Source organism: uncultured Solobacterium sp. (assembly GCF_963550625.1).
Classification (GTDB): Bacteria; Bacillota_I; Bacilli_A; order Erysipelotrichales; family Erysipelotrichaceae; genus Bulleidia.
The window spans coordinates 159,973-174,243 of the sequence record NZ_CAUVCV010000002.1; the positions used below are offsets into that span (position 1 = coordinate 159,973).

A 14,271-nucleotide genomic window follows, 5' to 3' on the forward strand; every position below is an offset into this window, starting at 1 on the left:
TTATCCTCGCTTCTTCAAAGACAACTCACGTCTTTGTTCATCTTCTTTGCTGTAGCGTTCAATAATCTTCTGTACGATAGGATGACGTACAACATCATCCGCACTTAATTCCATAATTTTAATTTCACTTAAACCTTCTAAAATACGAGTTGCCTCAATCAAACCACTAGTCTGATTATGATTTAAGTCAATCTGTGTAACGTCACCTGTAATAATCATATGAGATCCAAAACCAAGTCTTGTTAGAAACATCTTCATCTGTGATGCTGTTGTATTCTGCGCTTCATCCAAGATGACATATGCATCATCAAGTGTACGTCCACGCATGTACGCAAGTGGAGCAATCTCAATTGTACCCTTCTCGATTAACTTTTCTGTTTGTTCGTTACCAAGCATATTATGTAGTGCATCATAGAGAGGTGTTAGATATGGATCTACCTTCTCCTTTAAATCACCTGGTAAAAAGCCTAGGCTTTCACCAGCTTCTACTGCAGGACGTGTTAGAACGATACGCTTTACATCACCCTTTTTGAGTGCACTGACAGCCTTTGTGACTGCTAAGAATGTTTTACCAGTACCAGCAGGTCCAATCGCAAATACTACTGCTGCACTATCCATCGCTTTGGCAAAAGCATATTGTCCTAATGTCTTTGGAACAATCGCTTTCCCACTCATCGTTCTTCCAATAATCTCTGAACTCATCTGCGTAAAGTCAATCGTCTGTTCCTTCGCTAGTAAGCGACTAGCATAGATGACATCTTGTTCACTGATGACTTTATTCTGCTCTGCAAGCGTCATGAGCGCTGCTAAAATACGCTTGATAAGCTCTAGTTCTTCATCACTACAGTTTCTAACAAAGAATGTATTATCTCGATAAGAAATATCTGTTTCAAATTGCGAACTTAAAACAATCAGGTTTCTATCATGATTGCCTATAATATTCATTGCAATCTGTTCTTTCATTCCATCTAAGTGAATTGATTTTATATTTTCCAAATTAATATCTCCTTAGTAACAATATTTTAACAGGTATATTCATATTTAGAAATGTTTTACGCATAGATTGAATTTGTGCTAAACTACTGTAATACAAAAAGGAGTTATCCAAATGAGAAAAAGACTAGCTTTTCTGTTAAGTTTAATGTTATTGGCTGGATGTACAAAACAAACAGCAAATTCCTCTAACACTTCAAATACAAGTACCTCAAGCACAAATGAAAATTCTGGTGGATGTGCCGCATTTGCGGAATGTGAATCCAGCGAAGATGAAGCAAAACTCTACGAAGATTTACTAGCTGCACAAAATACTCCATTTGAAAAAATCACAATGGAAGATGTTGTCTCCTACTTCGAAAATAAAGAAAGTCATATCGTATTCTTAGGTTTCCGTGATTGTCCTTGGTGCCAAGATTTAATGCCTATCTTAAACGATATCGCGATTCAAAAAAATCTGAAGATTAAGTACGTAAACGTACGTCCTGAAAACACAAAAGAAAGTGACCTACGTAATGAAAATAATCCAACATACGTAAAGCTCCAAGAGTTACTTGGCGATGTGTCTGGTGATGGTACTAACAAAATCTATGTTCCTTATGTAGGTGTGATTCGTGACGGTAAGGTTGTAGACTTCATGTTAAGTTTTGACTATGATGCACATACCGTTCAGATTACAGAAGAACAGATTGAAGAATATAAGAAACTGTTAAATGAATTATTAGATAAATAAACTCCAGATATCCGGAGTTTTGTTTTATATAGCCTTATAACATTGCGCAAGATAACAATTTCTTGCGTTTTCTTCTGTATCTTCACTTTCATCAAAACCATCAAATGGAGCTTTTGGATCATGTACTTTTGGCTTTCGTTTCAGTGAATTACAAATCTCATCAATATGTGCAAATGCAAAGGCAAAATCATTCGTCCATCCTGTATGACCTGTAATAATCTTTAATTGTAGATTACGTTTTGCAAGTATCTCTTTGAGTCTTTGTAATGATTGGCATTGTAGCTTACGATCTTCCGCAAGTGTATTCAAGAATGCATATCCTCCATCTGCTCCAAACCAAATTGTATCTCCTGTAAAAAGATACGAATCATCAATCAGATACACAAGATGTCCCCATGTATGGCCAGGCACAAGAATCGCTTCTACTTTGATATTCCCAATGTAGAAAACCTCTCCGTCTTCAATCAGTACTTTCTGATTATCAATGATAACCTGCGGTAATGTCGTTAAGCCCCAAAATACTTTGCGATGCTTATGACCTTCTAGGTATTCATTTTCTACTTTTCCAATGTAGATTGTCGCATCACTAAAAAGTTCGTCACTGCCTTTTTCAATTGCTCCTACATGGTCTGTATCTTGGTGTGTAACAAGAATCTCTTTTATCTCTTTTGGGTTAATCTTAAGCCACTGCATCTTTTCTGCAAGTCGATCATAGTTATACCCTGCATCGATCATAATCGTATGTCCATCCTTGGTATAAAAGTAGATGTTTGCTACATATTCCCGAATACAACTGACTCTTTCATCGATAAAACCAGTGTTTAAAGGTTTGAAGATTTCCTTGCCTTTAAACATAAAAGACATAAACTTCACCTGAAACTTTGAGTCATTCTTAGACATGCTTATTCACCTTTTTTCTAAATAAACTCTAATTATATTTTATAGTTAGAAACTTGTTGCAAGTTAATTATAACAAACTCAAAACAAGATGGCTCAAAAAATATAAAAAAAAGAAATGCTTACGCACTTCTTATTTTCCTCTTCTTCTCGCTTTACGAGCTGCTTCGATCTTAAGCTTTCTCTTAACACCAGGCTTAACGTAGTACTCTCTCTTACGAGCTTCGGCGAGGGTTCCATTGCGGGATACCTGACGCTTGAAACGGCGTAGCGCATCATCCAAATTCTCATTTTCCTTGAGGACGACTCTAGACATTCCTAACCCCCCTTTCTCTTTAATAAAGCATTAGTATCATACCAAATCCCTAACACCATTGCAAGATATTTATACGATTATTGCACAGGTTTTTTGCGTAATTACGATATATAATTTTCTATCAAAAAGCAGATATATTCGCAATCATGAGTGCTGCGGTTTTTTTGTCTTGGGAAGCGAAGATGTTGTGTGGATTTGTAATTTTTGGTAAGTTCTGACTTAATTATTCATAACAGCACTATAAATATCGCTAACAATATTTTCAATATCTCTTTCAGCTGTAATACAAACTTCATTTAATACATCAGAAAAATCTTTTTCTCGCCACCATCTACGCATTGTTTCCTCTCCAAAGTCATTGCAATTAGGTTTTGTTAGGTGGCGTTTTAATGTTTCTTCAAAAGGTATATTAAAATAGTATGCATATACTTTGGTATCAGATAATTGAATAGCATATTCAAACAGAGGTTTATACCAATCTGCATACATAATGCCTTCTAAAATAATAATATCACTATGGCTAGTACCATAAAACAAAAGCTCTTTTATAAGTGGTAGTGCGAGTGTATTTGGTCCATCCTTCACTCCAAGCATTTCTCTTCTAATTACATCTTGTGAAATAAGCATAGTGTTCTCGCCAAATTTGCGTTGCAGTTCTTTCGCAATTGTCGTTTTTCCGCTACCCGAATTTCCTCTCAGTATAATAAGTTTTACCATTGCATAGCTCCATAAATTGCATTTTTAAATTTTTTGTTATAGAAAAGTATTTTACTGCATAACTCTACAATCATTCGATGCTAGGTGCTATTTTTTTCAGTCAACTTTTCCTCAAGAATCTTGATTTCTTCGGATAGGATAGCTACCAATCCTCAAATTCTTCGTCTGTGATTACACTATTATAATGTTTTTTCTCATCTCATCCCATTCTACAAGAAAATCGTTGAAGTTTATATCGTGTGACAGCAAGACGTTGGTAGATTCGTCTATCAGTAGTCTGAGCTGCATTTCTTTTTCATAGTCAAAAATAATATGAATAAAGTCGTGGATTGAGTTCGGTTCATGGTCTGTAAGGGTAGAAATATCACAGTCTAATGCCTACGCTATTTTTGCATTTGTTCTTTTGTTGGAAATCTATTTCCAAGTTCATAATTTTGTATGGCAGCATCGGTCAATCCAGCTTTGATTGCGAGTTCCTTCTGGGGAAGGTCTCTGCCTTTATGTTTATTAACTTCGTGAATAGAAATTATTCTTTAATTAATTCAACACCAGCGGAGGCTCCGATACGCTCTGCACCAGCTTCTACCATTGCCTGAAAGTCTTCCTTTGTACGAACACCACCAGAAGCTTTTACCTTGAGACGATCACCAACAGTTTCCTTCATAAGTTTTACATCTTCAACTGTTGCACCACCTGTTGAAAAACCAGTAGATGTCTTAACGAAGTCAGCACCAGCTGCTTCCGCATTCTTACATGCACGTACCTTTTCTTCGTCGGATAAAAGACATGTTTCGATAATAACCTTAAGTGTTACATTACCACAAGCATTCTTAATCTGACGAATTTCGTTGGTTACATAGATATCATCATGATCTTTTAGCTTACCAATGTTGATTACCATATCTACCTCTTGGGCACCCTTTGCAATTGCGTCCTTTGTCTCAAAGACCTTTGCCTCTGTAGTCATTGCACCTAATGGGAAACCTACTACAACACAAAGTTTTACATCAGAACCTGCTAATGCTGCTTTGGCTGTTGGAATCCAACATGGGTTAATGCAAACTGACGCAAAATCATTTGCGACCGCTTCTTCACATAACTTAATAATCTGGTCGCTTGTTGCGTTAGATTTTAAAATTGTATGGTCGATATACTTACTCGGTTTCATCTAATCCTCCTTCATCACCAAAATAATATTTCTTCAATACTTCATGGCAGATGACATCATCACCTTCATATGGTTCACGTCCGAATTCACGCACAATAAACTTTTCATTGCCTTTTCCTAATACCAAAATGGTATCTCCTTCAGAACATAGTTCTACTGACTGTCGAATCGCATCATAGCGATCTTCGATTATCACATAATTTTTATGATGTATTCCTTTCGCAATATCTTCTGCGATTTCACGTACATTTTCACCACGTGAGTCATCTTCCGTTAGAATTATCATATCACAATAGCGGTCTAATATCTCACCAAATATAGGTCGCTTGGCAGTATCACGCTTGCCTGCACTACCAGTTATCGCAATGATACGACAATCCTTAGGTGTGATAGAAGATGCGTATTGGCATACTTTTTCAATACCATCCGCAGTATGTGCAAAATCAACAATTAAACTAAATGGCTGGCCATCTTGGATACGCTCCATTCTACCTTCTACTTGGTTTAAGTGTTGAATGTAATTTGCGATATCCTCCATAGCGATACCCTTCTGGTGTACAGCCGCAATCGCAGCCACAAGGTTATAGATATTGAATCGTGCAATCAGATTTGTCTCTAGACGATAATCCTGCTCATTTACACGTAGGGTAAAGCGTGTACAATCCTTAAGCAAATGATAATCCGTTACACGATAATCAGCTTCATGATCAATGCCATAGGTAAATACCTTCGCTTGTGTATCTTGTACAATCTTCATACCACTAGGATCATCCACATTTACAATCGCTATCGCGTCTTCTTTTAGTTGATCAAAAAACTTCTTTTTCGCATTAAAGTAGTTTGTCATCGTACCATGATAATCTAAGTGATCATGGGTTAAGTTTGTAAAGATTGCAACATCGAAGTCTATCGCATCCAATCTTCCTTGGTCAATTGCGATAGATGAAGCTTCATATGCACAGTTTTTAATACCTGCATCAAGCATGTCTCTTAAAATACCATGAACTTCATCAATATTTGGTGATGCGACAAGTGGTGGTAGTTTTACGTTGTTATATTCAATTGATATTGTACCTACATACGCTGTTGGTTCAATTTGATTTAAGATATTACGAATAATCCACGCAACAGATGACTTACCATTTGTACCAGTTACACCATACATCGTCATGTGATGGCTAGGATAGTCATAGAAACTATCTGCGACTTGGTTAAAGACATGCACAACATCTTTTACCTTGATGTATGTTACATCAGAATGATACTTTTCTAATACTTCACTATGTACGATAACAACAGCACCATTTTCAATCGCTTCATCAATATGTTCATGTCCATCACTCACAAGTCCCTTGACACAGAAAAAGATAGAGTCTGGTCGCTTCTTACGACTATCATCCATCAAACTCTTAATTTCAATATCTGGGACATTTTCAAAAAAATCTGTTAATTTCATTTGTCTTACCCTTTATTACAAAGTATTATCATGTGCTTCATTGAATTCACTAATGACAGCACATGCATACATCGCTGCTGTTTCTGCTCTTAGAATACGTCTTCCAAGTGTGATCGTTTCATATCCATTCTGCTTTAAAAACTCTACTTCTTCAGGCGCAAAACCACCTTCTGGTCCAATTACAAATGTAATGGATTGTCCTGGTGATAATACTTCTGTCATAAATTTCGAATTAGAGTAGGCATTTTCGTATGGAAGAACGTTAATATCAGAACGATACTTCGCAAGATCTTTTAGTTGCACAATTGGTGTAATTTCAGGTATACGATTACGTTTACACTGCTCTGCAGCTTCTTGTAGGATATCGATTCGACGTGCTTGTTGTTTATCTTCTTTTTCTTTTTTCGCACGTACGACACAACGCATGGACTCAAATGGCACAATACGTGTTACACCAAGTTCACAAGCCTTCTGTAATACAAGTTCAAACTTTTCCTTGCGGATCAGTCCCATCGCAAGAGTCACTTCAACACCGATTTCATTGATACGATTATCCTTCTCTAAGACCATCGCCACAAAGTCTTTTCCTTTGCTGTAGGCATCCGCAAAATACCCAATCCCATCATAAACCAAACGAATCTTTTCATGATGTAAACGAACAACATTCTTAGCATGATGTGCTTGGTCTTTATTAAAGATATATTCTTGACCTACCACAAGTGGTGTATCACTGAAGTATTGTTGCATAGCCCCCTCCATAATCGAAAAGAAAACGAATTACTCGTCTTCTTTATCTGTTTCTGTCTCTTGAATCGTTACCTTAACCTGTAACACAGTTCTTTGGTCTGCTTCTGTAACTGTAACATGCAGATTCTTGTAGTCAAATGATTCTCCAACCTCAGGGATGTGACCAAGACGATAAATCACCCAACCAGAGACAGAGATATATCCTTCATCTTCATCATCGTCTTCGATATCGAAACGATCGAACATATCATCCACTTCTGCATCACCTTTAATGAGGTATGTTGTATCATTGATTTTTGTATAAAATTCTTCAACAATATCGTGTTCATCCCAAATTTCACCAACAAGTTCTTCGATAATATCTTCAACAGTAATAATACCGTCTGTACCACCAAACTCATCTAGGACAACTGCCATATGTGTCTTATTTGTTTGTAGCTTCTTTAATAATTGAGAAATCTTTGTGTTTGGACTTGTATAAACAACAGGTTTTACAATCTTACGCAAAGATGTTTGATTGCGATAAATCAATTCATAGAAATCCTTTTCATGAATCACACCGATGATATGATCAATTGATGACTCATACACGGGTAAACGTGAATAAGAATTCATACGATATACTTCTTCAATCTTTTCAATTGAATCATTTATATCTACCGCAATAATATCAACACGCGGTGTAAATACATCCATAACTTCAAGATCATTAAACTCAATCGCTGCAGAAATTAAGTCAGACTCATGTTCTTCGAGGTCTCCATCCTTTTCTGCCTCATCGACCATCGTAATCAATTCATCTGCGATATCGGAGTCATCTTCTTCGATATGAATCACCTTACTTACAATCCATTGCCAACCTAACATCAACCATGTAATTGGTGTTAATAATACTTGTACAAACTTTACAAATCCAACTGTATACATTGCAATCTTTTCAGGAAATTGCTTGGCGAGAGACTTCGGTGTAATCTCACCAAAGACCAATACTAAGATTGTAATGACTGCCGTTGATACAGTTGGACCATTTGTACCAACCCATATTGTAAATAACAACGTGCCTACAGTCGCTGTAATAATATTAACAACATTATTACCAATTAACGCTGTGACTAAAAAGCGATCAAAGTTCTCAAGAATCTTTAGTACCTCGCCTGCTCTTTCATCACCATCACTATACAAATTCTTTAAGCGAATCTTGCTCGCTACAGAATATGCTGTTTCTATAGCCGAAAAAAGACCCGAAAAGAAAACAAGCACAATAATCGCTAGAATATACTGTCCTGCTTGATTCATATGCGGATCTCGCTTTCATTTGTCATATTAATACATATATTGCCTTCCGGCGGAACTGATGAACCCTCCAAAATAAACACTCACCTTTCTTACTAATGTTGGAATTATACCACAATAGTGAAAAATCATGCAATAAAGCATGGATTTCCATCCAGGATTACTTCTTTTTAAAGACATTCATCTTCACATGACAATGAGGACAAACAGGCTTTTCAAAACTAACAGTATATCCACATTCCGAACAGTCACACTTCGGTAAATAAACCATTCCGTTTACATTACTTTCATCAACGCGTGTATGATGGATCCAATGCGGTAATCGTTTCTGTAAAGATGCCATCGCTGATTCATTTTTATTAACTTTTACACCTGATGCCATATCGAAACCCACCTTTCAATATCATTATATCGAATATGAATTCGTAGCTTTTTGAAAAGTATATGAAAAGTCGTATAGCGAGTATACGACTGTAAAATCTAATATTTCATCAATTTTTAAAACTTTGGATAAACATCTTTTTCAATCATTTCAAATGGATTCTTTTTGAAGTTCCAACATCCAACTTTACCACGATAGTAAAGCATGTTTTGAAGCATTTCATGTACGAGCGCATCCTTAACCATGAGCTTAGCATCCATCTTGTTAACCCACTTTACCTCTTGGCTACTACCATTTGCGATTAATTCTCCGCTTTCATACTTGCAGATAAAGTCTACGTTTACATTATTAAATGTTAGGTCCTTGTTAATTCCAACTAGATCAAGAATCATAACAGTCGCACCTGTTTCATCTAGAATGATACGCTCCAGTGCATTTTGTAGAGATTCATGTTCTGCCACAAATCCAGTTGGACATTCCCATCCACGGAAAGCATTTTTGACAAGTAATACCTCGTCATTCTCATTCACTACTAAACCACTTACGGATACATGATGATTGTACTGCATAGGTTACCTCCCCTTATTGTAGATATGAAAAAAGAGGACATAAACGCCCTCTTAAATTAACCTCTTCTAAAGAAACCAGGAATACTGTCGCTTGCGTCAGAACTTGAAGAACCAAATACAGCAGAGTCATCATTCTGTAATGAAACACCACTTGCTGACTTTGTAGAAGGAGCAGCCTTCTTTTCTTCTTCCTTCTTAGGTTCAGACAATTCGAAACCTGTAGCGATAACAGAAACGATAATTGCATCGCCAATCTTGTCGTTAATAGCTACACCGAAGATAATATCGATATCATTACCAGCTGCTTCACGGATGAAGTCAACAGCTTCAGATGCATCAAATGCGGACATGCTTGTACCACCAGTAACGTTGATGATAGCACTCTTCGCACCAGCAATCTGTGCTTCAAGTAATGGAGATTGAATAGCGCGTGCTGCAGCTTCTCTAGCCTTGTCATCGCCATCAGCCATACCGATACCGAACAATGCGGAACCCTGACCTTCCATAACACTCTTAATATCTGCGAAGTCCAAGTTAATCATTGCTGGAACAGCAATCAAGTCAGTAATTGTCTGTACGCCTTGACGTAAGATATTATCTGCTTCCTTGAACGCATCCTGGAATGGAATATGTCCGATTACTTCTAACACTTTATTATTAGAAATGATGATTAATGAGTCTACATACTCCTTGAGTTGTTCAAGACCCTGTTCAGCATTTCTTTCTCTTCTCTTACCTTCGAAATTGAATGGCTTAGTAACGATACCTACTGTTAAGCATCCAAGTTCCTTAGCAATCTTTGCGAATAATGGGGCTGCACCTGTACCAGTTCCGCCACCCATACCTGCTGTAAGGAATACCATGTCGGCACCTTCCATAGATTTACGGATTGCATCTTCGCTTTCTACAGCTGCCTTGCGTCCATTGTCTGGGTTACCACCAGCGCCAAGACCTTCTTTACCTAACTGAATCTTATTTGCAACTGGAGAAATATCCATTGCCTGAAGATCAGTATTAGCGATATAGAATTCAACACCCTGCACGCCTTCCTGTACCATGCGGTTTACAGCGTTGCTACCTGCTCCGCCGACACCAAATACCTTGATTTTTGCTACCTGGTTGTAAGTTAATTCTGCCATAACGTTTACCTCTCCAATTTATTTCTTTCCATCGAGAAACAATCCCTTGAGTTTATTTGTCAAGGTATCTTCTTTCGTAGTCTCTACCTTTCTATCACGGTAGGATACGTTTTTGATAAAAGCATCAAGATCTAAGCTGTTTTCAGTCTGACCGATAATAGGTAATCTATCTTGGTAGGCATAGAACAATCCGAGACATGCGGTTAATGCTGCGTTTCTTCCCCCTAATGTTTCCGGAATATAATCTCTAACTTCTACATTTAGGCGCTTGCTTAAAAGGTTTTCTAAACCTTCAGTTTCGCCACCTTCACCAGTAATAATAACAGTTGTTTCACCTGCTTGCAAGATTCCTTCGCAAGTTTCTGTAATTGCATTCAGCCATGTTTCAATATTAGGTCTAATGCAGTCAACTAACTCCTGTTCACTGATAGTTCTATTTTCACCATTATCATTCCAAATGTGGATGATATTTGAAGAACAAACCGTCTGATCAAGTCTTGCACTATACTTGATTAACTCAATTGCATTCTTCATATTAATGCCATATTTTTCAACAGCTGCGTTTGCGATATTACCAAGTCCCATTGGTAAAATTGTAGATGCCGCAAATCTTCCCTTATAAAGAAGACCTAATGTTGTCGCATCACGTTCTACCTTTAAGACAATTACTTGACGATCAACGGACTGTTCAAATAAAGCAGCTTCTTTACCAACAGCATAGATATCCGCAAAGATATCCATTACCTTAAGACCAGCGTTCTCTACGCAAGTTACTAAGTCATACGCAAACTTACGGTCGGCACACAATAAGTCAATATCCACAATTAATTGAGAGCACTTTTCCCCAAGAGGAATACGACGTGTAGTCATACCATTCACTGTATACTTCACGCATACTGTCTGAATCAAAGCACTATCATTACCGATATTTACTTCTTCAGCTTTCTTAATTGCATTGCGTACGTCTTGAATTGTTACTGTTCCATCGATACCTTCAATATCAACCGTTGATTTCAAAGAGATACGCTTTAGATTGAATGCAGGGATCGCAAGAATTACTTGCTGTACACTAGCACCTACCATCTTCTTAGCAGACGCTGCTGCCTGCTTAATGGAACCAATTAAAGCCTGTTGGTCTGTAATGCCATTATAAGAGAGTCCGCTACATGGTACTCTTTCAACCTTTATAATATTAAATCTGGTGTTGAAAAACTCACCAATTACTAATCGAACCTCATGGTCAGCGGCCTCAATTGCCGCATAAATCTGTTTATCTGTCACCGTGAAGTCTCCTTTCAGTTATATTCGTATTTTATCACATTTACATTTCAAAATGTAGTCGATTACTACCTATAAAAAGCCTATTTTCATAGAATTTACATAATTCATTTCTGCATCTTCTACATGATTCTTTGAAAAACAGATTCCATATGCTACTTTTTGGTTGCATTTACAAGTAATCTATGATATCTTTTGTAAGCAAATTATAAGTAAAGGAGGTTATGGTATGTCCAGAGTATGTGCTGTATCCGGTAAGAAAGCAATGTCAGGAAACAGACGTTCCCACTCCCTACGTGCTACTCGTCGTAAGTGGAATGTGAACTTACAAAAGGTTCACATGATCGTTGATGGCAAGCCACAGACAGTTAAGATCTCAGCTCGCGCATTAAAGACATTAAAGGCAGGAGCTAAGGCTAAAGCTGCTGAGTAATCGCCGGTTATATGAAAAAGAATTCCCCGAAGGGAATTTTTTTATGCATCTTTTGATTGTATCACTGTTACCTTACCTGCATGCACAGTAACAATACCTCTATCTTCTAGAATTTCATTAGAAGTTGTATAGGTATCTTTGTTTGTAAGTTGTTGTTTATCTAAAGGATATTTAAATCCTTCTAAGCTAATGGTTGCCTTATCCTCAGTAAAGAATGAGATATATGTATAATCACGCTTATCAATGGAATGGACACCTTCAGCTAGTGAATAGATAAAGTTATTTTGATCATGGAGATATACTGTTTCAGGAAAACGTGATACCAGACGCAAATTAATCATCGCATGGTCTAATCTTCCACCTAGTCCACCATAGAGGTGGATTTTTTGATATCCCTTCTCGATGGCATACATGACTGCAGCTTCACTATCTGTATCATCCTTAATTGGATTTAGTTGAAGTAACGTATCACTATATTCCTTGATATACGCTAAATCACTTTCTTCAACAGAATCAAAATCGCCAATTGCCAGTAACATCCTTTTGCCATTTCTTGCAAGCGTTAATGCACCTTTATCTACACCAATGTAGTTTTCAGCAGTCGGAATCGATTCACAACGTTTTAATATAATAGCTACTGAAGTTTCCATAACTTTTCACATACTTCGTGGATATCATTCTTAAATACATAAGACCCTGCCACAAGCACATCTGCCCCTGCTGAAGCACATAATGCACCTGTTTCTTCGTTGATACCACCATCCACTTCAATATGTGTATCAAGGCCCTCTTCATTTAACCATGTACGAAGTGTACGAATACGTTCTAGTGCCTCTGGCATAAACTTCTGACCACCAAAACCTGGTTCTACACTCATAATTAAGAACAAGTCAAAATCATGCAAGAATGGCTTTAATACTTCAATTGGAGTCTGTGGCTTTAATGTTAGTCCTGCTTTTTTTCCTTGTTCGTGGATATGCTTCGCAAGTGCTTTGATTTCTTCTTTATCGTAAATTGTTTCAACGTGGAAGGTAATCTGGTCTGCACCAGCATTCATAAATACATCGGCGAACATCTTAGGGTCAGTTACCATCAAATGAACATCTTTAAATAAAGGTGATAGTTTTACAAAACCTTTTAGGATGTCTGGTCCAAATGTTAAGTTCTTTACAAAGTGTCCATCCATGACATCAAAGTGCATCCACTCTGCCTTGGAGGAATTTAGTAATTCGCATTGTTCAGTCATATGACTGTAATCTAAAGATAATACGGATGGAGCAACAATCATAAGTATTTCTCCCTTCTCTCTTGAATGATCTGTAAAACGCCAAGATAGTTCTCATAGCGTTCTCTAGATATTTTACCTGCTTCTACCGCTTCTTTAATTTTACATCCTGGTTCATTTTGATGAACACAGTCATTGAAGCGGCAATCATGTAAATATGGCACGAAGTCTGGTACATATTCAGCTAGTTCATGTGCTTGAATATGCGAAAAGTCCAAAGAACTAAAGCCAGGTGTATCTGCCACAAGTCCCCCTGCAACCTCATGTAATTCATTATGTCTTGTGGTATGTTTACCTCTTCCAAGTGCCTTTGAAATCTCTTGAGTCGCAAGATGGAATGATGGCTCTAACTGGTTTAATAACGTACTCTTACCAGCACCACTTTGACCAGTTAATACAGAAATCTTATCTGTTAAAATACCAGCAATCGATGGATCTAAACTACCTTTTGCGGTACGGATGACCTTCATCGCACCTTTTTCATAGGCTTGAATCTGTTCTTCCACTTCTTGGCTAAAGCCTAAATCACATTTTGTTATAATCAAAACTGGTTCAACCCCTGCATGCATGATAAGCATACTTAAACGGTCAATTAACGCAGTTGAAAAATCAGGATCTTTTACGCTCATTACAATGAGTGCTTGGTCGACATTCGCTACCGCTGGACGTATTAAGCGATTTGTACGAGGCATGATTTTCTGAATGACAAAGCGACCATCAATTTCTTCACACTCCACCAAATCTCCAGCTACAGGCGCATCTTGACGACGCACTTTACCCATTACAATCGCATCAAAATACTTCTTATCAGAAGTTAAGATACGATAATTCTTTGATACGATTTTTGTAATTCGTGCAATCATAA

Annotated in this window: 17 protein-coding genes; 2 read left to right on the forward strand and 15 right to left on the reverse strand. The window is 37.4% G+C overall.

Annotation, left to right across the window (positions count from 1 at the left end):
* Entirely contained in the window at nt 1–963 is a 963-nt protein-coding gene (locus RYK16_RS02335) for a PhoH family protein (RefSeq protein ID WP_314850613.1), read from the reverse strand.
* A 145-nt stretch (nt 964–1,108) separates the two neighbouring features.
* Here RYK16_RS02335 and RYK16_RS02340 point away from each other — a divergent pair, with 145 nt between their 5' ends.
* Nucleotides 1,109–1,726 carry a hypothetical protein gene (locus tag RYK16_RS02340; protein WP_314850511.1) on the forward strand — a complete coding sequence of 206 codons (618 nt, stop codon included), beginning with the start codon at nt 1,109–1,111 and terminating at the stop codon, nt 1,724–1,726.
* A 24-nt stretch (nt 1,727–1,750) separates the two neighbouring features.
* Here RYK16_RS02340 and RYK16_RS02345 read toward each other — a convergent pair whose 3' ends face one another.
* From RYK16_RS02345 to RYK16_RS02395, 11 genes are all read right to left on the reverse strand, one after another.
* A complete protein-coding gene (locus tag RYK16_RS02345; protein ID WP_314850512.1) occupies nt 1,751–2,626 on the reverse strand; it encodes an MBL fold metallo-hydrolase in 876 nt (291 codons plus the stop codon).
* A 130-nt stretch (nt 2,627–2,756) separates the two neighbouring features.
* The gene (gene rpsU / locus RYK16_RS02350; RefSeq protein ID WP_006525429.1) at nt 2,757–2,939 is read right to left on the reverse strand and encodes a 30S ribosomal protein S21; all 183 of its coding nucleotides are present in this window, start codon (nt 2,937–2,939) and stop codon (nt 2,757–2,759) included.
* A 219-nt stretch (nt 2,940–3,158) separates the two neighbouring features.
* Nucleotides 3,159–3,656 (reverse strand): kinase, encoded by a 498-nt coding sequence (locus RYK16_RS02355; protein ID WP_294021269.1) that lies wholly within the window; start codon nt 3,654–3,656, stop codon nt 3,159–3,161.
* Nucleotides 3,657–4,182: 526 nt separating this feature from the next.
* Entirely contained in the window at nt 4,183–4,824 is a 642-nt protein-coding gene (gene deoC, locus RYK16_RS02360; protein WP_314850514.1) for a deoxyribose-phosphate aldolase, read from the reverse strand.
* Nucleotides 4,811–6,280: a UDP-N-acetylmuramoyl-L-alanyl-D-glutamate--2,6-diaminopimelate ligase gene (locus tag RYK16_RS02365; protein WP_314850515.1), complete on the reverse strand. Its 1,470-nt coding sequence runs from the start codon at nt 6,278–6,280 to the stop codon at nt 4,811–4,813. Before RYK16_RS02365 ends, deoC begins: the two co-directional genes overlap by 14 nt.
* Before the next feature lie 15 nt (nt 6,281–6,295).
* Complete coding sequence (locus RYK16_RS02370; protein WP_314850517.1) at nt 6,296–7,027, reverse strand: RsmE family RNA methyltransferase; 732 nt, start codon at nt 7,025–7,027, stop codon at nt 6,296–6,298.
* 30 nt (nt 7,028–7,057) lie between these two features.
* The gene (locus RYK16_RS02375; protein ID WP_314850519.1) at nt 7,058–8,323 is read right to left on the reverse strand and encodes a hemolysin family protein; all 1,266 of its coding nucleotides are present in this window, start codon (nt 8,321–8,323) and stop codon (nt 7,058–7,060) included.
* A 157-nt stretch (nt 8,324–8,480) separates the two neighbouring features.
* Nucleotides 8,481–8,702 carry a hypothetical protein gene (locus tag RYK16_RS02380; RefSeq protein ID WP_298664347.1) on the reverse strand — a complete coding sequence of 74 codons (222 nt, stop codon included), beginning with the start codon at nt 8,700–8,702 and terminating at the stop codon, nt 8,481–8,483.
* Nucleotides 8,703–8,818: 116 nt separating this feature from the next.
* Nucleotides 8,819–9,271: an NUDIX domain-containing protein gene (locus tag RYK16_RS02385; RefSeq protein WP_314850521.1), complete on the reverse strand. Its 453-nt coding sequence runs from the start codon at nt 9,269–9,271 to the stop codon at nt 8,819–8,821.
* A 56-nt stretch (nt 9,272–9,327) separates the two neighbouring features.
* Nucleotides 9,328–10,410 carry a cell division protein FtsZ gene (gene ftsZ, locus RYK16_RS02390; protein ID WP_298664345.1) on the reverse strand — a complete coding sequence of 361 codons (1,083 nt, stop codon included), beginning with the start codon at nt 10,408–10,410 and terminating at the stop codon, nt 9,328–9,330.
* An 18-nt stretch (nt 10,411–10,428) separates the two neighbouring features.
* Nucleotides 10,429–11,691 (reverse strand): cell division protein FtsA, encoded by a 1,263-nt coding sequence (locus RYK16_RS02395; RefSeq protein ID WP_294206989.1) that lies wholly within the window; start codon nt 11,689–11,691, stop codon nt 10,429–10,431.
* A gap of 226 nt (nt 11,692–11,917) precedes the next feature.
* On the opposite strand from RYK16_RS02395, the gene rpmB reads away from it, so the two are divergent.
* Entirely contained in the window at nt 11,918–12,121 is a 204-nt protein-coding gene (gene rpmB / locus RYK16_RS02400; protein WP_040627416.1) for a 50S ribosomal protein L28, read from the forward strand.
* A gap of 41 nt (nt 12,122–12,162) precedes the next feature.
* Here the strand turns inward: rpmB and RYK16_RS02405 are convergent, their stop codons facing one another.
* From RYK16_RS02405 to rsgA, 3 genes are read right to left on the reverse strand one after another with little or no spacing between them, the layout of a single operon-like run.
* A complete protein-coding gene (locus RYK16_RS02405) occupies nt 12,163–12,771 on the reverse strand; it encodes a thiamine diphosphokinase (protein ID WP_294206987.1) in 609 nt (202 codons plus the stop codon).
* Entirely contained in the window at nt 12,756–13,409 is a 654-nt protein-coding gene (rpe, locus tag RYK16_RS02410; protein WP_314110456.1) for a ribulose-phosphate 3-epimerase, read from the reverse strand. The genes RYK16_RS02405 and rpe overlap by 16 nt, the downstream gene beginning before the upstream one ends.
* The gene (gene rsgA, locus RYK16_RS02415) at nt 13,406–14,269 is read right to left on the reverse strand and encodes a ribosome small subunit-dependent GTPase A (protein WP_294206982.1); all 864 of its coding nucleotides are present in this window, start codon (nt 14,267–14,269) and stop codon (nt 13,406–13,408) included. The genes rpe and rsgA overlap by 4 nt, the downstream gene beginning before the upstream one ends.
* Nucleotides 14,270–14,271: the final 2 nt, after the last annotated feature.